Annotated in this window: 22 protein-coding genes; 17 read left to right on the top strand and 5 right to left on the bottom strand. The window is 42.2% G+C overall.

All coding sequences use genetic code 11. From position 1 onward, the window contains the following. Nucleotides 1-22 precede the first annotated feature (22 nt). Together H6H03_RS33280 and H6H03_RS33285 are read right to left on the bottom strand one after the other, a co-directional pair. Nucleotides 23-3,436, bottom strand: a complete 3,414-nt coding sequence (locus H6H03_RS33280) for a plasmid replication protein, CyRepA1 family (RefSeq protein ID WP_190959292.1) — start codon at nt 3,434-3,436, stop codon at nt 23-25. 171 nt (nt 3,437-3,607) lie between these two features. Then, a complete protein-coding gene (locus H6H03_RS33285) occupies nt 3,608-3,961 on the bottom strand; it encodes a hypothetical protein (protein ID WP_190959293.1) in 354 nt (117 codons plus the stop codon). 130 nt (nt 3,962-4,091) lie between these two features. On the opposite strand from H6H03_RS33285, the gene H6H03_RS33290 reads away from it, so the two are divergent. The 3 genes from H6H03_RS33290 (at nt 4,092) to H6H03_RS33300 (ending at nt 5,899) form a co-directional block, all read left to right on the top strand. Continuing rightward, complete coding sequence (locus H6H03_RS33290; protein WP_242058103.1) at nt 4,092-4,418, top strand: XRE family transcriptional regulator; 327 nt, start codon at nt 4,092-4,094, stop codon at nt 4,416-4,418. Between the two features lie 320 nt (nt 4,419-4,738). After that, nucleotides 4,739-5,410, top strand: coding sequence for a hypothetical protein (locus H6H03_RS33295; protein WP_313931988.1), 672 nt, complete (start codon nt 4,739-4,741; stop codon nt 5,408-5,410). A gap of 171 nt (nt 5,411-5,581) precedes the next feature. Then, the gene (locus H6H03_RS33300; RefSeq protein ID WP_199339177.1) at nt 5,582-5,899 is read left to right on the top strand and encodes a hypothetical protein; all 318 of its coding nucleotides are present in this window, start codon (nt 5,582-5,584) and stop codon (nt 5,897-5,899) included. A 290-nt stretch (nt 5,900-6,189) separates the two neighbouring features. Here H6H03_RS33300 and H6H03_RS33305 read toward each other — a convergent pair whose 3' ends face one another. Together H6H03_RS33305 and H6H03_RS33310 are read right to left on the bottom strand one after the other, a co-directional pair. Continuing rightward, nucleotides 6,190-6,477 carry a hypothetical protein gene (locus H6H03_RS33305; RefSeq protein WP_190959294.1) on the bottom strand — a complete coding sequence of 96 codons (288 nt, stop codon included), beginning with the start codon at nt 6,475-6,477 and terminating at the stop codon, nt 6,190-6,192. Between the two features lie 220 nt (nt 6,478-6,697). Then, complete coding sequence (locus H6H03_RS33310) at nt 6,698-6,946, bottom strand: hypothetical protein (protein ID WP_242058102.1); 249 nt, start codon at nt 6,944-6,946, stop codon at nt 6,698-6,700. A 962-nt stretch (nt 6,947-7,908) separates the two neighbouring features. Between H6H03_RS33310 and H6H03_RS33315 the strand changes: the two genes are divergently transcribed. The 12 genes from H6H03_RS33315 (at nt 7,909) to H6H03_RS33370 (ending at nt 15,307) form a co-directional block, all read left to right on the top strand. After that, the gene (locus H6H03_RS33315) at nt 7,909-8,796 is read left to right on the top strand and encodes a hypothetical protein (protein WP_190959295.1); all 888 of its coding nucleotides are present in this window, start codon (nt 7,909-7,911) and stop codon (nt 8,794-8,796) included. Nucleotides 8,797-9,100: 304 nt separating this feature from the next. Beyond that, a complete protein-coding gene (locus tag H6H03_RS33320) occupies nt 9,101-9,490 on the top strand; it encodes a hypothetical protein (protein WP_190959296.1) in 390 nt (129 codons plus the stop codon). A gap of 41 nt (nt 9,491-9,531) precedes the next feature. After that, nucleotides 9,532-9,825 carry a hypothetical protein gene (locus H6H03_RS33325; protein ID WP_190959297.1) on the top strand — a complete coding sequence of 98 codons (294 nt, stop codon included), beginning with the start codon at nt 9,532-9,534 and terminating at the stop codon, nt 9,823-9,825. A gap of 82 nt (nt 9,826-9,907) precedes the next feature. After that, nucleotides 9,908-10,108, top strand: coding sequence for a hypothetical protein (locus tag H6H03_RS33330; protein ID WP_190959298.1), 201 nt, complete (start codon nt 9,908-9,910; stop codon nt 10,106-10,108). Then, the gene (locus tag H6H03_RS33335) at nt 10,105-10,365 is read left to right on the top strand and encodes a hypothetical protein (RefSeq protein ID WP_313931989.1); all 261 of its coding nucleotides are present in this window, start codon (nt 10,105-10,107) and stop codon (nt 10,363-10,365) included. Before H6H03_RS33330 ends, H6H03_RS33335 begins: the two co-directional genes overlap by 4 nt. 275 nt (nt 10,366-10,640) lie before the next feature. Then, nucleotides 10,641-11,708: a hypothetical protein gene (locus H6H03_RS33340; RefSeq protein WP_190959299.1), complete on the top strand. Its 1,068-nt coding sequence runs from the start codon at nt 10,641-10,643 to the stop codon at nt 11,706-11,708. 67 nt (nt 11,709-11,775) lie between these two features. After that, nucleotides 11,776-12,225 (top strand): DUF1257 domain-containing protein, encoded by a 450-nt coding sequence (locus tag H6H03_RS33345; protein ID WP_190959300.1) that lies wholly within the window; start codon nt 11,776-11,778, stop codon nt 12,223-12,225. Between the two features lie 3 nt (nt 12,226-12,228). Beyond that, complete coding sequence (locus H6H03_RS33350; protein ID WP_190959301.1) at nt 12,229-12,435, top strand: DUF2997 domain-containing protein; 207 nt, start codon at nt 12,229-12,231, stop codon at nt 12,433-12,435. A gap of 33 nt (nt 12,436-12,468) precedes the next feature. Further along, nucleotides 12,469-12,732 carry a hypothetical protein gene (locus H6H03_RS33355; protein WP_190959302.1) on the top strand — a complete coding sequence of 88 codons (264 nt, stop codon included), beginning with the start codon at nt 12,469-12,471 and terminating at the stop codon, nt 12,730-12,732. Next, nucleotides 12,719-14,341: an AAA family ATPase gene (locus H6H03_RS33360; RefSeq protein ID WP_190959303.1), complete on the top strand. Its 1,623-nt coding sequence runs from the start codon at nt 12,719-12,721 to the stop codon at nt 14,339-14,341. Before H6H03_RS33355 ends, H6H03_RS33360 begins: the two co-directional genes overlap by 14 nt. A gap of 120 nt (nt 14,342-14,461) precedes the next feature. Continuing rightward, the gene (locus tag H6H03_RS33365; protein ID WP_190959304.1) at nt 14,462-14,995 is read left to right on the top strand and encodes a WGR domain-containing protein; all 534 of its coding nucleotides are present in this window, start codon (nt 14,462-14,464) and stop codon (nt 14,993-14,995) included. A 30-nt stretch (nt 14,996-15,025) separates the two neighbouring features. Next, nucleotides 15,026-15,307, top strand: coding sequence for a hypothetical protein (locus tag H6H03_RS33370; RefSeq protein WP_190959305.1), 282 nt, complete (start codon nt 15,026-15,028; stop codon nt 15,305-15,307). A gap of 757 nt (nt 15,308-16,064) precedes the next feature. Here the strand turns inward: H6H03_RS33370 and H6H03_RS33375 are convergent. Beyond that, nucleotides 16,065-16,844, bottom strand: a complete 780-nt coding sequence (locus H6H03_RS33375; protein WP_190959317.1) for an Rpn family recombination-promoting nuclease/putative transposase — start codon at nt 16,842-16,844, stop codon at nt 16,065-16,067. Between the two features lie 152 nt (nt 16,845-16,996). Between H6H03_RS33375 and H6H03_RS33380 the strand changes: the two genes are divergently transcribed. Next, complete coding sequence (locus H6H03_RS33380) at nt 16,997-17,266, top strand: hypothetical protein (protein WP_190959306.1); 270 nt, start codon at nt 16,997-16,999, stop codon at nt 17,264-17,266. After that, the gene (locus H6H03_RS33385) at nt 17,266-18,000 is read left to right on the top strand and encodes a hypothetical protein (protein WP_190959307.1); all 735 of its coding nucleotides are present in this window, start codon (nt 17,266-17,268) and stop codon (nt 17,998-18,000) included. Before H6H03_RS33380 ends, H6H03_RS33385 begins: the two co-directional genes overlap by 1 nt. Nucleotides 18,001-18,088: the final 88 nt, after the last annotated feature.

Consider the following 18,088-nt stretch of genomic DNA (forward strand, 5'->3'; position numbering starts at 1 on the left):
AAGCTTTTCCTAAACTCAGGTTTCACCCCATCCACTCAACCCAATCAGGAGCCACAGCTACCAACTCCCCAAACATCACAGGCTCTAGCTCATCAAACGCCAAGATCGCGCCCCAACGCTCGTCAGGAGTAAGAGTAGAGAGAAACTCTTTGACCGCATTTACCCCATCCTTCACCCGTTCCATGACCACCGCAGCATAATATTTAACCTGCTGCCACCATGAATCAGCCGGATTTTCCTGTCCGTCCACACCCTCGCAATTATTACTGCCATCTTCAATAATGGGGGGTGTGGACGGAGTGTTAACACCATACATAGTCTGCATTCTGGCTGCATACGCCGCATTCTGCGCTTGCTTCTCTTGCCGTCTTCGTTCTCTTTGCGCCCTCTGTGCTTGCCGATACATCAACACTTGACACGCAAAAGCAACATCATCAGGGTCAAGCCGGTAGTACCGGACCCGTTGACCATTCTCAGTAGGCCGTCTTGATTGGGTAGTTAATCCCAACTGCAAAAGATACTGACTCAAAATCCACACAGGGGATTCATCCAGTGGAATAGTTAGGTTAAGAATGCCCTTAATATGTGGTGCATTGCGCTTGGAGAAATCAGACAATGCCTTAATCATGGGTTCATCGCCCTTAATTTCTACGCCATCCATCAAATCAGTTAATATTGCCCGTAACCCTAATCGATGACGCATTAACCAGGATGTAGAATGATTACCCCAGTCGGTGCAAATGGGCAAGCGATCTCGTTCAATCCTATCTCGTTCTGCCACAACAAAAGGCGGCGTCACAAACTCCCGTCCGTGTTCGTCGGCGATCGCTTCCCCTGGCGCAGCTAGAATTGCTTCCAACGCCACCAACTTTTTGATTAACCTTCCACCGTCGTCTTTCTCCACCAACTCAGGCGTAACGGTCATACCGTAGGTATCATGGATGCGGAACTTCTCGCACTCTAGAACTTCTTCAGGTTTAAGATAATCTTGGTGTTGCCTAGCATTGTAAGTTTTTCTATCGATGTCCTTGGCATTAGCTACTTTTCGATAATGCTCAGAGTCAATAGTATTTCCCGCCGCTTTCATCAAATGCAGCGCTGCTTCATCCGTGCCATCCCCGGCACATACAATGGTATTCCCCATTTCCACCAATAGCGATCGCAAATCAGCACGCAAATTATTGATAGACCAGTTCCTTTGTGCTTCAATCTGACAATACGTATCCAACGCCCAGTCTTTTTCTGCACCACGCTTACCCGTTTCCTTGTCGATGCGGATGAGAAACGCGGTCATTTCATTTTTCTGAAGAATTTTCTGTTTGATGTGACGGGGATTGGTTTGGGCGTAACCAAAGGGAGGACGAGGAGCCACCCAAACGTGCATCGGCACATTCGGACGATACCGCCACAACTGTTGAGCGCATTCGGTAGCGGATTGGGAAACAGCATGAAACACCCCAAATATCACATCAAAATGATAGGTGGAGATGTCAACCCCAGTGCCAAGACTGGGAGTGGTTAACAGTGCATCAACCGATTGAATGGCAGTGTTAATCTCCCTGATGAAAATAATATTCTCTTCACTACCACTATTCTCCGAGTGAATAGCCCAGACGCGCAACTTCCGGTCATCTTCTGATTCTGGTGCATCTTCTAGCAATTCGCAATTGTCAGTTCGCTGCTTTTCGCAATTTTTCAAACTGCGACTTGCGACTTGTGTTAGCGAAGCGGGGCGAAGCCCATTGCGAATTGATCTCTGCTGTACTACTTCATTCAAGGCACGTTCTAACTTTTTAATAAATCGCTTAGAGTCAGAAACGACTATCGGCCTTTTGCCCAGCATTAGTTGAAGATGGATTTGAGCGACGATGGCACTGCTGTCTTCACCCTCGTACCAGTGGACTTGACGACCACCTGAGCGATACTCGTTTTTGATAATGTATGGTTTTTCGCCGAATGGTCGCATTGCTCTAAAGAAATCGATGGTCAAATCGTCCAGGTGAGCATCAGCCAAAACCACCAGCTTGGCGTTGTAGACCAGATATTCCAACACTTCGAGGATCAGCCCCCGATGTTCCTTACAGGTTTTGGACTGAAGCAAATGCGCGAGATACTGACAGGCTTCATCTATAAATATGATGTCATAAGCCTGTAAATCATTCACCATCTTGTATAAAGAATCTACGGTGATGCTTAAAGCCTTGGCCTTTGACCAATCGCTGCAAGCGATTGCCGAATACATCACGCTGATAAGGCGATCGCTGAGGTTCTTGAGCAGGTTTACCCGATGCCCGTTGTTCAAAAAGCTTAATTCTGGGTTATCCCGTCTGACAATAGCCATGATTTCGGTCTTGCCAGTCCCCATATCTGAGGCAAGACCTACTAACCCGGATTGAGGTAAGGAACCAATTGCTTCGGAGAGGTAACGAGTATTAACGGTCACATCCGGTTTATACTTGTGTAAGTCTCTGGATTTTTTAAGGAAGAACCGCTTTTGATATTCTTGCACAGTCAAAGCGTCGGCAATCATCGCAGCTACAGCTTTAAGGGCTTTATTGCCCAGTGCTACCACCCAGTCGTCAATCCCTTTCTCTGGCCCAGGTAATAATGCCACCTCACATTGAGAACCAGCATCTAGGATGACATTGGCGGTGCGGCGTATGGCTTGGAAAACTTGCCATTTCGTCTTGGTTTTGATTTCGTAGTCAAAGAGAATGATGAATTTACGTCCATCCCGTGCCATTGGTACTAAGTCAGGATGTAATCGCTCAAAACCTTCCTTACCAACTCGACCATTCCAGATGCCGGGAAGTGCGATCGCCACATATCCCAACGACAGCAGACAACCTGCTTTCTTTTCACCTTCTGTGAGGAATACTGGAATCTCTAGATGTGACAAGACCCAAGCCCAAAAGCCTAATGCTTCCCCTTCTTGAGTAATAACAATATCATCCGGCATTGGCACGTCATAGCGTATAGATATCTTTTGCCAGATGTGCAGGGGAACCCTAAAATACGTGACGCGGTTGGGAGTTTTTGGGGGAGACTCGTATTTGATGGGCTTGGGAGAAGAGGCAGGGGAGGCAATATTAGTAAATTCTCTTCCTGCTCCTCTACTCCTTTCCCCCTCCCACGGTAGGCGCGGGGAGTCCGGCTTCGCCCGTCCCCACATCATCGGTAGCCAATTGTTGTGAGGGTCTAGCCCACTTGACCACCACGAACCATCTCTCAAGTGAACATAGCGGATCAAATAACCATCGCGTAACCGTCCATCATTGCGTCGGGCGGTTTGGGGTAGGGCATACAATAAGTATTCGTATATTTCGTCTCCCTGTAAAGAACGGACATTTAACGCCACAATAGTAGGGTCAACAGCTGAACCAATCACCCATTCTTGCCAATGATGCGGTGCTAAGTGATGAATATGATTATCCATATTTTCCTCCGATAGACGCACGGAAAAGTCAGCGGTATGACATCAACCGCTTTGAAATGCTGAAAAACAGTTACTAGCTAGAAAACTAAATCAGATTATTAGTACGCATGAACTAAGTACGAATACGTCAAAAGCGTAGCATTCCAAGATGATGGCGATCGCTATAAATGCTTAAGTAACTGCTATCAGTGAGCGATTAAACAGATTGCCATCTGTAAGATGACGTACATAGCTAAAACTTTTGATTTTACCTTTAAGTTCAAATGGTTCTAGACCAGATGGCTGTTTTCTTGTCCTGCCCACTAGAGAAATCCAATTGCCTGCTTTCGTTGATGAGTATGATTGTGTATCTGTCTGGCTCTGGATATCAGTATCTAAGTTGTTAGGCTGAGTCTGATTTATGGGAATTTTCTGAACCTTGAAAGATTGAGCAATTTTAGACAGGCTGTGGCATAATTTTTGCTCCAAAACAGGTGCAAATCGTTTGCAGCGATGAAACAGATAGAGCGTGATTTCTAAAATCAAAGTTGGTCATTAGGTCAAGATAAAACAAGATTCAAAATAGAATCATCATTGAGTGGCGCTCGGTTGCGCTTTGCCCTGATACTTATAGTTGCATATAACTATTGATTTTGTCAACAAAATATTGCATAATATGGCAATGCAAGAAAAAATAGAAGAGGTTGTAATGTTACCACTAACTGAGGTGGGGTCGATAAAGTGGACAAAGGAGCGTGGAGAGAAAATGCGCTCGTTACGCGGTGAAATGGCATTGTTAGCTTTGTCTAAAAAGCTTGCTGAGATTGATGTAGAGATATCTCGCCAGTATTTGCACAGAATGGAGACTTTTTCAGATGTTAAAGGAGCTTCCCCTGAGCTTGTCACAGGGCTTTGCAAAGTATTTAACTGTACGTTAGCTGAATTGTTGTGTTTGAAAGCAACCAAAATTGTCCAATTAGGGGTTGACAATTGCAACTTTTAGTTGCACTATAGTAATTAGGACAGAGGAAAGCAAGCCGCCTGCACCAGAACGCAATCAAGAGTTTGCAGCAGAATTACAGAACCATGAAAAGAGAATCCAGAAGTACCGATTGAGAGATAGCTGAGGCACTGGTACAACCAGAGAAGGGGAAGGGTACACATCGGGAAAACGGATTCGATCATCAAAAATTGCCACAGTAGTACGACAGTCGCTTTGAAACTCCTCTCATCCGACTGTCGCCCGATCAAAAGATATGCTGCTGTTGCAAGCCTCGGTCACTGACACGGGGCATTTTTTTAGAAAGGCTGCGCCAAATTTGAGTGAATGCGTTGTGGATTCCCACAACGTTCGTTCGTAAAAAACAAAGGCGATCGCTATGGTCTGGAAAACTCAGCGATCGCCTTTCCCTTTCTTCAAGGAGTTATATTATGGCTTACGGAACACTGATAGAGCAAGCCCTTCCTGTAGACGAACAATCCGTAGCACAGCAAGAACTCAACGACCTTCTTGCAACCCAGTGCGAGACAGTAGCCCCAGCCAAAGACCCGCTAACCCACCGCGATCGCCAAATCATCGCAACCATCATCAATAGCACCCCCGACCAAATCAAAACTATCTGGATCGAAGGCGGTATCACTGTATGGGTGCAACTGAAGGGTGGCGGAAGATTACCTTTTGATCGCACTTGGTTCGCCGCACGAGTAGCCCAAGTTAAACCAACCATCGCTGAACCAGAAACCCCACGCCAGCGCAACGAGCGATTATCTGACGAACTCGAACAAGCCTGTCGTAAGTATGGGTTGTCGCATGGTGAGATTGATTGGTTGTTATTCAGCACCAAAATCTTTCAGGAAGGGCGTTTGGTGGGCTTCGTCGGGTGCAATGGAGAAGGCTGGTATTCTCGACCACGACTGTATGGAAGGAATCAGATGGCCCAGACTGCGGATAGTGCGATTGGCTATCTGGGAGTGCGACCACTAGCAGCAGCGTAATACCAGTTCGCAATTCGCAATTCACAATCCGCAGTTAGAGTCTGTCAAGAAACAACTTTGATAATTCATTATCTAGAAAGCTTACCGAGACAGCATTTCTAACTCAAACAAAGACAAGGTTGTTACATGATAAGCCCTCGTTCAATTGCGAATTGCGAATTGTTTTGGCGATTGCCTAACATCAAAAAGGCAAAGGAAGAGCATTTGGGGGCTGTTTATCGATGTCTTGACGAACCAGGAGCAAATAACGTGAAACTGTACTTGACTAACGTATCTCCAAATCTTCCCTATTGGGCAGCAATCACATCAAAAACCCCAAACTTGATAGAGCTAGAAATTAACGACAACCACCCCGACTTTCAATCGCTCATCAATGGATTGGCTAGTGAGATTCAGCCGGGGGTTGTTGGGGTGAAGTCGGCTGATTTGTGTGAGGCTTTAGTCAACTCCAATTCGCAATTCGCAATGGGCTACGCCCCGCTTCGCTAACGCAATTCGCAATTAAGACAATTTAGTGGAGGCTTGTACCTCCCACTAATTGAAGACCACCAACCTACGGTATGGTGGGGGCTTTGACTCCAAGGTTAGCCAATTAATCAATTAGTCCATAATTCGCATTTTCAATTGCGAATTGCGTTAGCGCAGCGTTAGCGACGAAGGAGCGTCACTGCGAATTGCGAATTGTTTGGTCGATAGATGTGAGGCTACTAATTTCATTTTTGTGTGAAAAAGGCAAGGATTGAAAGAACAAACACTTGCCCGGAACACGAGATTACCGATTAGTTGATAATGCCATACTTTGTGCTGCCTGCTTTTTCTCTTGAGGGGACAGGACGGGATTTTAGTCTAACTGCGGGTTTTGGCTTTTGTTCAGCAGCAGTCGTCTGTTGTGCCAAATATTCAACAAGTTCATCCCCAGTTAGCTTTTTAACTGATGTGTGGCGGCGAATCGGCTGCAAAGTATTGTTTAAGGTGCAATAGTCATCGCTGGTTTTTCTGTAGACGTAATGGGTGCTGATGCCTAGAATACGGAAATAATCGCCTGTTTGAAGTTCTTCAAATGTCATAAACACAACTTCAATTACTGAATTAGTACAGATTACCTTACACCGGGATTTGCAGCAATCAGTATGAGTTACAGAATCGAAACGAGAAATAGCACGAGTTTGTAGCGACGTTATGAAACATTCAATGCTAGAAAATGCTTTTAACCTTAGAAATTATTGAGGTATTAACCTGTTACCTTTAACTATACTTACGCAATAAAAAAAGTAGTGCGGAATTTAGTTAATAGTAATCTGTTTCAAAACTTTCAAGTTCAGATTGCTGTTGCACTATGTACTCTTTGATTTCAGCCACATTCAACCGTTTTACTAGAGATTGAGAATGAATTGGTTGCAAAAAACCATTCAAGCGGCAGGATGAATTATTTACCTTTTTATACACATAACGACTAGTCATCCCAGGAATTCGGAAATACTCTCCTGTGCGTAATTGGTGGAAAGTCATAACTGTGAGCAGAGTAACAACGCTCATTTATAACATATCTGAAATCTCAACCATGTCCAAATCGTACAAAGAGTAAAACCAGAGCAATTACTCTATGCGAATAGAAAGCGATCCCGTCTAATTTCGCTCTACAACTAGATTCTTTGAGCGGCTAGTTATGAATTACTGCTGAGGAATTCTACTTTCTAAATACACTTGAACCTCCGATGAAGTTAAGCGTTTAATCCTTGTATGTGAACGAATCCTTTGTAAAAAACCATTCTGGCTGCAATAAGAGGCATTTACCTTTCGATAAACTTTGGCTTTTGTCATTCCAGAAAAACAGAAAAACTCTCCTGTACGTAACTGATAAAATGTCATAGTTATAGATGATTGTTAGAGAAAATTTTGTCTTGTGCGTCATATTTATGGCAGGCTTTTCAGGTTGAAATTGTATAACAACTTCAACTTCAATTAAGAATCACTCTGCTTTTAAATTGCCTAAGTAGCTACTGTAGAAAGTTCACGTCTCTCGACTTATCGATGCCAACTACTAATAGATAAAATCTATGATTGCTATCAGCAACCATTCTCCTTAATAGTGCATATAGTTTTTCTCGTCCTAGATACTGATTATAGCTATGGTTTTTTTATATGGGGCTGCTCAACTAACATCTTTCCAAAAGTTTTTTACAAACTTATTAAACTCAACAATCAGGAAATATTATACAATTGCTCTTTAGTATTTCTTAAGAATCTATTCCTCGATTCACTTTGGGATAGGCAATATTTAAGGTCTAGTTATTAGGCTTGAATCTTTGCTAAAAAACACAACATTTAGCTCAAACTGTTGGTAATGGTTAGCTATATCCGATATTACTTACTTACTTACGATGCTGGTTTCGCTAAATATTTATTAAATGGAGATTTACATCTGTGCTAAAACAAACAACCCAGTTTATTTAACCTAATCAATCATGCTCAATCATTACTAGATTCCGATTTTTGATATGACTACCAAACCGCACGATCAATTTGCAAAGGATTTTTTGGAGGAATTGCTGTCTCCATTGGGAAGAGTGAAAATTAACACTCAAGTAAGGGATGAAGCAAGGTTTGTAGATGTACTCTTTACCCCAGAAATTCCTTCCCAAGACCCAAATTTAGGATTACTGGGTAAGATTGCTTTAACCAATACCACTTTGTTTGAGCCATTTAGCACCCAACCGACTCGAACAGATATCCGCAATTGTTTTCTCAAGTTATTTGCTGTCATCGCCGCATCGCAACGCCAAGCGAAAAGACAGAGACGGAAATTGGCAGAAGAAAGCTTGCCGCAGTTGTGGATTATATCACCTAGTGCTAATCAGGCTCTATGGGCAGAGTTAGAGGTTAAACTAGATTTAGAAAATTGGCCAAGTGGGGTTTACTTCTTCCAAAAGTGCTTTAGAGGAGCGTTGATAGCAGTTAATCAGCTACCAGTAACATCAGAAACGTTATGGCTGAGGATTCTAGGTAGGGGAGAAACACAACGTCAAGCTGTCACTGAATTACTGGAACTGCCAGAAAGTAATTTGTTAAGACAGAACATTCTCAAACTAATTACTAACTGGCGCATTGTTGTAATTCAACAGCAAGACGAATTAACAGAGGATGATCGGGAGCTAATTATGAATTTGTCGCAAGCTTATCAACAATGGGAAGAAACTACTAAACAGCAAGCAAAGCTAGAAGAACGCCGCCAAGTTGTAGAGAACTTGTTGAGATTCCGGTTTGGACAAGTTGATGAAGAACTATCAAGAGTTATAGAAGGGTTACTACAGTTGCCACCAGAAGAATTTACTCCTTTGTGTCTGCAATTGTCCCGTGAAGAACTATTAACAAGATTTACGCAATAAGAAAAATTCCCAGTTTTCGAGACAACTTATCAAGTTCCAAGGCGGTTTGTTAACAGCAGACCGCTTTTTGTCTGTCAAAGAATTAAGCTTCGGCAGCGGTCAACTATAAAGTTGTTCTAAAAACTCAAGCGATCGCAGTTTTATTCAACTAGCAATCGCTTAAGAAAATAAAATCGATTCAACTCTAAGATTTTTGCATAAATAGTATTGCTACGCCAAGTCTCAATTGAAAGTTGGTGTTCAGTAATCAAAGATTGAACCGCTTTGATGATTAAACCAGAAATAATCCAAAAGGAGCGATTGTATGCAAGCCACAATCACAATTCCACGCGGCTGGGGATACCCAAGATTTACGTTTGGTCAGCGTACAAAACAGGGATTAGTAGTAGGGATTGAATTTGTTCCCAGTGACAGTTTGATAGCCAAAAAAAGTGGTGGAGGGTGGCAGTATGGTTTGCTGCCGGACAAGAATAGCAAAGATATAGTTTACATGAGCGAGAACGAAATTCAACAACTTTCAGCAGAAGAAACAGAAGAAGAAATTTTGACTGGAATTGACGAGCATCTCAATCAGGTTGCAATGCTTCAAGCACAGTTAGAAACTCCTTTGGATATCAAAACTCCGTTTGGAGATGTTAAACCAATACTTACCTCATCAAAATCAAAAGGCATCTCCAGACGTTCTGCTGCTTGATATAGCTTCGCCAAATTCATTTGAAATTATCAATTCAAACTATGAATAAGCAGCAAGAAAAACAACTTGCCTGGGATGCTCTAATGGGTGTCGATAAACGGCATTATGTTGCGACTGGTTTCTATGCTTTAGGCGATGCATTCACCATCAGCAGCAAAGATCCCAAGCATAGAAACCAAATTGTGCTGGTAGAGCATAGGCTCAAACAACAAATTAATCATTGGGATTTCATTTGCAATCAATCGGAATGCAAATGTCCTACTATCACTACCAATGGTGATGATGGCCAGGGGAACCTCAAGAGAAAAGCCCCATCACTGAAAGTTTACAGCTAATAGAACAAATCATAAGAATTCAGGAGTTTCCAGTCTCGCAATTTCTGAATTCTTACTTCAAACAAATTCAATCATCAAAAATATGCCAACCCAAACCAGTAGTAAACAGTCTGCTCCTAATTCCAATGCCTGTGTTCTGTTTCTCAAGAATAAAGGCGGACGAGCTAGATTGTCCGAATTAACTTTTAGCCAGAATGTGATTCAAGATTTGATAACCAAGGATATAGCCAAGGTGAAGAATACAGGTGCAGGTTTTTATTTGGAATTGGAGAATAAATCGTGAAACTAAATCCTGTTTTTGAACCAAAAACTCTCAACTATTCCAAAGTTTATCTGATTGATGGTACTCAATACAGATATGTACGAACAGAGGGTAGTGGTAAGCATATCAAGTATGTGTTTTCACCACTGCCGAACCATCGAAAGACATCTGAAGTATCGTTAAATTCCACAAAATTGGGGATTAGATGTCAAGAGATAGAAGGAATAGTTTATCAACCTCCAAAAGAGCAAACTGTTGTGCAGATGGGGTTGCTGTGATGTCAATACATAAGCCACCAGTTGTCAAATACCCGATTAAGGTGCAGAGAGGGAATTCTAGCCAAATAGTTTACAGGGCTATTAGGGATATACAGTACATCAAAAACAACCAAGAAGTAGGAAGAATCCGAGTCAATAAACAGACTCAGATGGTTCGCAAACAAGGTACTTATTGGGTTGTTATTTAGGTTTTGCTTGAGATTGTGTAAGCGAAGTTTAGTGATATGGAATGCTTCGCTAATAATTTTTGAAAACATTAGTATAGGTACTGAACAATGGTACAAGCAATCGCACCTAACGAAACATTTCTCACTGATGCAACTGTTGAAAGAATCAATTTCTCCAAATTAAACAAAACCCGGATTCGCTTTAGTATCCGAATTAAAAACAGCACCATAAGCGCAGCCCCTAAATGGGCAGATGTGCTGAAAACTGAAGATACTGGCACAGAATCCGACCTCATCAAAGTAACGAGTTCTGAGGTCGGATTAAGAGGAATCAAAGTATTCAAAGCTTTAAATGAAGCTGCAAGCCAACTCCGACAAGAAATCGCTTCTGTTCAGGAATGGATGACATCTGACAACGGTGATTGGATTTGTCCGATTGACCTTGCACCCCTGGTGTGGAGCCAATTGCTCAACATTAGAGATGTGATCGCTCCCCTTTTTCGAGCAAAACTAAAAGATGATTACACCCAAGGCTTAGAGGATTATCAACAGCGAATCGAAAACTTCATCTCTCTGAATACTTGGGAACTGCCACTCTCTAGGCAAGAGGAAGTCAAAGCTAACTTGCTCAAGGCATTCCCCACTTTAGCTGAGTTGGAAGATTGTTTGCAGGTGATTATCGGTCGTCCAGTCATCATTCCGGCATTGTCGGAACAGTTAAATGAACAACAAGCCGAATGCTTGAACCAAATCACCCAGTTTATTCAGCAGTACGACCAAAACCTGGAGCAACGTTTAAAGGAAGCCGCGATCGCTGGTGGCGAACAACTCGCCGCGCAGTTGTTAGAAGAATTAGCTGACTGGGAGCCGGGACGTAAACCAGTCTTGTTCAAAAAGAAAATGCAAAAACATCTAATGAAGGTACAAGTGCTGTTGGCGAATGCCTCACCGGAAGCTGGCGATAGTCTTCAGTCAATGATGGAGTATTTGAATTCAATTGTGGATGATCCAGCAATTGTTGATAAGAACTTGGGTGCAGATGGGCGATCGCAACTTCAACAGAAGATGGACTCCATCACAGCCAAACTTCTGGACGAGCAGCGCAATCTGCAACAACTTGCAAGCTCTGACGTTGGACTGACGGTTGCAACTGTTAGCGCGTTTAAGTTCCGCTAAAAAAATGCAATGCAGTGAGAATAATTCATTGCATTGCACTTACTTGAAAAATCTTGGTGTTTTAAATATGTCACACTTTTCCACAGTTAGAACTCGCTTGGTATCCCTTGAATGTTTGGTGCAAGCCTTAGAGGATCTGAAGCTTCAACCCAAGGTCTACTCCTCGCCACAGCCATTAACGGGCTACTACGGTAATGATGAAGGGCAAAGCGCAGAAATTGTAGTTGCTGGTTACACCATAAAAGCTCGTGCAGATATTGGTTTCCGTTGGAGTAAAGCTGACGAAGCATACCAAGTTATCCATGACGAGTACGAAACGGCTGTGCGGCTTGGTGAGAACTTCTTCAGCCATCAGTTGATGCAGGCATACGCTAAACGTATGGTGATGGCGAAAGCCCAAGAACTTCAAGAGCGATTTGGTGAATGCAACATAACTGAATCAGGGACAGGGCAAGTGCAGACCCTACGTTTAACCTTTGCCGGACATCAGGAAATATCGCAGTACGCACGGAGATAATTCATGGAACGCGCAATTTTGATACATTTTGACCAACTCACGGGTGAAGTGCGAGTGGAAGCAGAAGGCTTTGAAGGGTTGAGTTGTCTAGAAGCCACCCAGCCGTTTGAGAAAGCTTTGGGAATTGTGAGCGATCGCACTTTTAAAGACGAAGCTCAAACCCAACAAATCACAACCACGAACAACCATCAAACTCGTTTGAGACAATAAACCATTTAAGGGGGTGAAAATCCCCCTAAAACAATGAGTCAATTACCTAAAGAATATCCCTTTATTCATATCTACGCACAGCACAAAGCAAGACAACCCGCGATTATCAAAGCTAATACTGAAGGCTTGTGTTTGCTTTTAAATGCAATAGTAACAGCACTCGCCTATCCACAAAACAACAGTACAGCAGAGATTTTCTGCGGCGATGCCGAATGTTATCAAGTGCTTGTTCAACACATAAGCACTCATGAAGAACTCGCTCCATTACCGTATCAAAAAAAACATGAACCTGAATAACTTATTCGCAACACTCGACTCACAAATCCCCATTGCTGCCCTTGAGGTACTTGCCCCAGAAGAAGCCACAATCATTCAGTGGCTCACCTCCCAGGCACAAGAAAAACTTGAATGCCCCACATACTTCTGGAACTTGGGAGTATCAACGTTAGAACAATGCCAGATTGCCTCGGATGGTGGATTGGTCTTTAAGCCCGTGCCGGAATACAAACGACCCCTGCAAGTAGACCCGTTAATCTTCATCTTCCAGTACATCGAAAGCTTTACAGGCAATGGGGTATTCATACTGGGTGATGTGCATCCATTCGTTGGTAAGAACTCGCAGCAGTTATCCTGGGAAATCCTCACCAGAGTCAAAAACCTCTACCATCGGCTCAAGCCCACCGACAAACGGATTATCTTCCTGGGTCAAAATATTCAATTGCACGAATCTTTGGTGAGGCTGATTCCGTTTGCAGAAGTGCCACTGCCTACCGTTGAACAGATTCAAGAACATCTTGATTCATATTTACAGTATTTAGGAGAGTCGGCAACCCAGCAGCAAGTCAAATTTACAGTCTCCTTAACGGCTGCTGAAAGAGAATTTTTAGCACGGGCGGCACTAGGCTTAACATTAGAAGAAATCAGTGATTTCTTACGGCTAACAGTTAAAGAGCGTTTGAGCCGCAATAGTATTACTATTGATGCCACTGTGACACAAGAAGCTGTTGCGTACAAAACTCGGCTGCTCTCACAAATGGGCATCGAGTTGGGTAAACCAGCTACAATTCCCTTTGGCGGTTTGGATTTATTGCGTGAGTGGCTTAATCGTCGGCGGCGGTTGTTCACGCAAGAAGCAAGGCTGCTGCACCTACCTCAGCCCAAAGGTGTGCTGCTGGCTGGCCCACCCGGAACAGGAAAATCTCACTCGGCAAAGAATATTGCCAACATTCTCAATCTACCACTACTTCAGCTTGATATTGCATCACTTCTTGGTTCTCTGGTAGGTGAGTCTGAAAGCAATGTCAGACGTGCTTTGAAAACAGCCCAAGCGATCGCACCGTGTGTCTTATTTATTGATGAGGTCGAAAAGGCACTTTCAGGACAGGGCGATACGAGTGGCGTTTCTCAACGCATCCTCGGAACTTTGCTGACGTTCATGAGTGAGTGCGAGAGTGGTGTGTTTATCGTCGCTACTTGCAATGACCCATCAGCACTGCCAACTGAGTTCAAGAGGAAGGGACGTTTTGATGAGGCTTTCTTTGTCGATCTACCAACTGTTCCTGAACGAGCACAAATCCTCAGCATTCATTTACAACGCTTTGGGATTGCTGTTGAGGACGAGTATTTAGAGGCGATCGCTGCTAACACCGCCAAATTCTCCGGTGCGGAACTCGAAACGCTGGCTGCTGAAGCTGCTTTGTTGGCGTTTGATGAAGGCAGACCTCAGCAGGTAACTTTGGGCGATCTGGAAAGTTGCCGAAAAACCATCACACCACTGGCTGTGCAGGATGCGGCGGCAGTCGAAAGAATGAGGGACTGGGCGAAGACTGCACGGGCGGCTTCTAGTGCGATCGCGGACAAACCCACTCAGTCGCTGAAGACTGCAAAGTTTCGGAATTTGAACTGACATTATCAAAGCAGAATTCGGAAGTAAAAACTTTAATTTTATGCTGAGGACTTCCGAATTTTGCTTGAGTAAATGCTTCGCAAATAGCTGTCGATTTCATTGATTGAATCGCTAAAAATCATGGAAACATATTTAGTTTATGCTGACGCTGTAAACAACAGCAACAAATTCTGGTCAGCGAAAGTTGAGGGCAACAACTTAATAGTCCAGTGGGGACGAGTGGGTTACAAATTCCAAACCAAAACCCACAATTTCAACAATCCCCAACAAGCCATCAGCAAGTATAATAATTTGGTTTTTGAGAAGAAATCTAAGGGATATCAAGAGACTCGACCTCAAGTTGATTCTTGCAGCATTGGAGATATCAGAAGGGCGCTGCAAATCTTAAATACTCTGCGTCTTTATGTAGCCACCAAAAACTTTAATCCTGGCTACATTGAATCACTGAATAATTATTTGAAACTCGTGCCAACGCCACTGGGAATGCAGATTGATCCGCGCACTGTTTACCGAACAGTTAAAGATGTAGACCACCAGATTCAACTGCTAAACTCACTGCTGCCTACTGAACAATTGCAGCAGTCAAAAGATGATTCTAGCGAGAAAGTTGTTAGTATGAAGTCAATCAGCAAGAATTTCTGGCGAGTGGTTTAGCGTAATTTGCAGTATAGAAGGAGTAAAACTATGGCAAAAATAATTGTTAGTTCTTGGGAATCAGAGGGGTATGGACATAATTCTCATAATGATGAACAAATACATCCTCAATACCTAAAAATTCGAGAAATATGTGAACAATTAGGAATTGATATCCCAGAAATTGACACACAAATCACATCTCTTTATACAAAAACAGAGATTATTGCGGATGAGGTGGTATTAGATTATGTAGAAGCAATTTACCGTAGTGATGCGGATGGATTTTCTCCATATCAATTAGATACAAGCGATTATATCAATGCAGAATAAATAATCATATTCCTCAGTTATTTATTTGGCTGGGGAGTATAGTTAAAAGTTTTCAAGTAAGAATTCAGCACCCAGGATTCAGAAGTCAGAATTGATAATGAATTTATTCTGACTTCTGAATGCTGAATTCACCAATCCTGAATTCTTACGTTTTCAATAACAGCTACGCTGAATCTCTAGAACTTTTAAAATAGTAGTTTTATGGAAATCAAAACAATCTCTGTCACCTATCAAAGAAAATTCAATTTAGGCGATTATGAGTCGGTAGAGATACGTTGTTCACTCTGGAGACAAATTGACCCATAAGAAGATGCACAAGGGGCTAGAGAATTTTTGTTTAAACAAGCCAAAGTTTCTGCCCTTGATTAAAACTTCGGCTTATCAAATGGGTAAGTATAAGCAACAACACTCAAGTATTAACAATCAAGATAATTTGGGAACTGAAGAATGAAAACGTATTTGGGCGATGTGCTGCATTACTTGAGTGAGGCGGTGGGTTGTCTTGAGCCGTTTGTGGAAGTTAGGATAACGAGGGAGGAAGTATCTTAAGTTACTCTTGAGTTTGCTGCTGTTGTAATTGTTGCACTTGTTCCACTGATAAGTCAGTTAACTTAGCAATTAAGTCAACACTCATACCCTCAATCAACATATTGATAGTAATTTGACGGGCTTTTTCATCGCCGCCTTCGGTCTTGATTGATTGATAAACTACTGACTCACGTATGGTATTCCTTTGATTGAAACAAAAGTGTATTGCTTATTCGGATTGCTCAACGTCTGTCATAACCAAACTTTGCACCTGTTCGATTGTCAATCCAGTGACTTTAGCCACCATTTCGACGGGCATATTTTCTTTTAGAAGGTTAACAGCAACACGGCGAACACCTAATTCAATCCCTTCTTCTTTACCTTCGCTCAGAATTGATTGATAAATGACTGACTCTCGCATAATGTCTTTCCTGAATAAACGCCCAATCACTTCTTGATCTAATACTAACCCAGCTAAGATTGCAGCAGCAGCAGAAATATTGCTCTGTGTCCGTCTTTCACTAATTTTATCAACAGCCGCCGCCACAAGTTGTAGTGTACTAGCCTTATTCTCAGTCGCACTTAATACAGCAAAGGGCAACAGCCCTGGAGTCAAGAGAAATATTTCTGGTGGTTGTTCCCACAAACGAATTACATCAAACTCATGCCTCATTTTTCCTGTTGTAAATGTGAGTTGATACACTTTCTCCGACGTGGTTTTATCCAAGTAAATCACAAATTGATATATTTGTTTATTGGGAAAACGACGATATATCCGCAAGTAGTAATCAGCCATACGAAATGGCATATTTTCATCAGGTTCGGTTTGAAACTCTATGTGGAGAACAACTTCATCTGATTGCAACATGATTAAAGCATCGGCCCGAATTGGTTCTATTGATAGTTCTGTCGGGCTTAACTTAGTTAAAGTGATGGGTTTACCTAACAACCAAGTTGCAAAATCAGGAGAATACAATTCAGCAATTAATTTACAAGTATTATCGAACATCATTCATTATTTAGTTAAGTTTTATGGCAGACTTTCATTACTTGGAATCAGTTATAATAATCAATTATAAACGATCATCCTTGATAATTTTAAGAATTCATTTAGTAGAGAATAGCTTCGCTGAAAACCATTAAAAAATTGAATATATTTGTATGGAAATCAAAACAATCTCCGTAACTTACCACAGAAAATTTAATCTTGGTGACTTTGAATCGGTAGAATTAGGCTGCTCATTATGGGGTCAAATCGAGCCAGAAGAAGATGCAGAAGGCGCAACACAGTTTCTTTTTGAGCAAGCGAAAGCGTCTGTAAAAGAAGCAGCAATGCCGTTAATTAAGGCATCTAGTCATCAAATGAATAAAGCTCGAATGTACAAACAATATGCACAAAACAATACTACTGATAAAGGAGAGAATTTCTAATGAACACTGAAATTAAACTAGGCTTAGGTAATCCACCACTACCCGTTTACTTGTACGTTAAGAAGCTAGAAATCAACGGTCAAGTTTATGGTTGGTATAACTTTGATGTTGCTCTCGATAAACAAACTCCTATACCCCAGAGAGCATTAACCGGTTATATTAGCGAAATACAACTGACAGATAAAGATTACAAAGGCAAAGACAACCTCAAACTAGATATATTCATCTTGGCAGATGAACTTTATGTCGTCAGAAGCGGGATAGAGACTAACTTTACTAAGTCTTTCTTACTCGCCGCATCAGTTGTCGAGGATTTCTCTAGACCTGTGACAATTGTTGCTAATCCTGGAGAGGAAAATGTTGTGTTCTGCGCCTTGTATGATGCTTTAGCCAAAACTAAAATTCGTAGAGATTGGGATGCCAACGCTGACTGGGCAGGACTAATACAGCAGATTCAGTCAAAATTATCCACCAGTCCTAAATATAATTTGGATGAGGATGAAAATGATAATGCTGTTCTACAACCACCCTCTCCTAGTAAACCAAAACCTGCTGCGATTCATCCACAAGATTTAAGGATAAAACAAGTCCGCACATTGACGAATTATCCAGTGGACTTAATTAAAGAGTGGCTGCAATTTCAGAATGTGTCATTCCCTAGTGAACTTCCTGTATCTGTGGTCGATAAACTAGTGAGAGACATTTGCCTAGCTTGCAGGGCTATTTCATTCTAAATGTAGGCAGTATATGGTAAGATGCAGCGCAAATTCTATATTAATGCATCTGTCCCATGTCTCAAATCGCAATTATAGAAGCCTTCGC

It is taken from the genome of Nostoc paludosum FACHB-159 (assembly GCF_014698835.1).
GTDB lineage: Bacteria > Cyanobacteriota > Cyanobacteriia > Cyanobacteriales > Nostocaceae > Nostoc > Nostoc paludosum.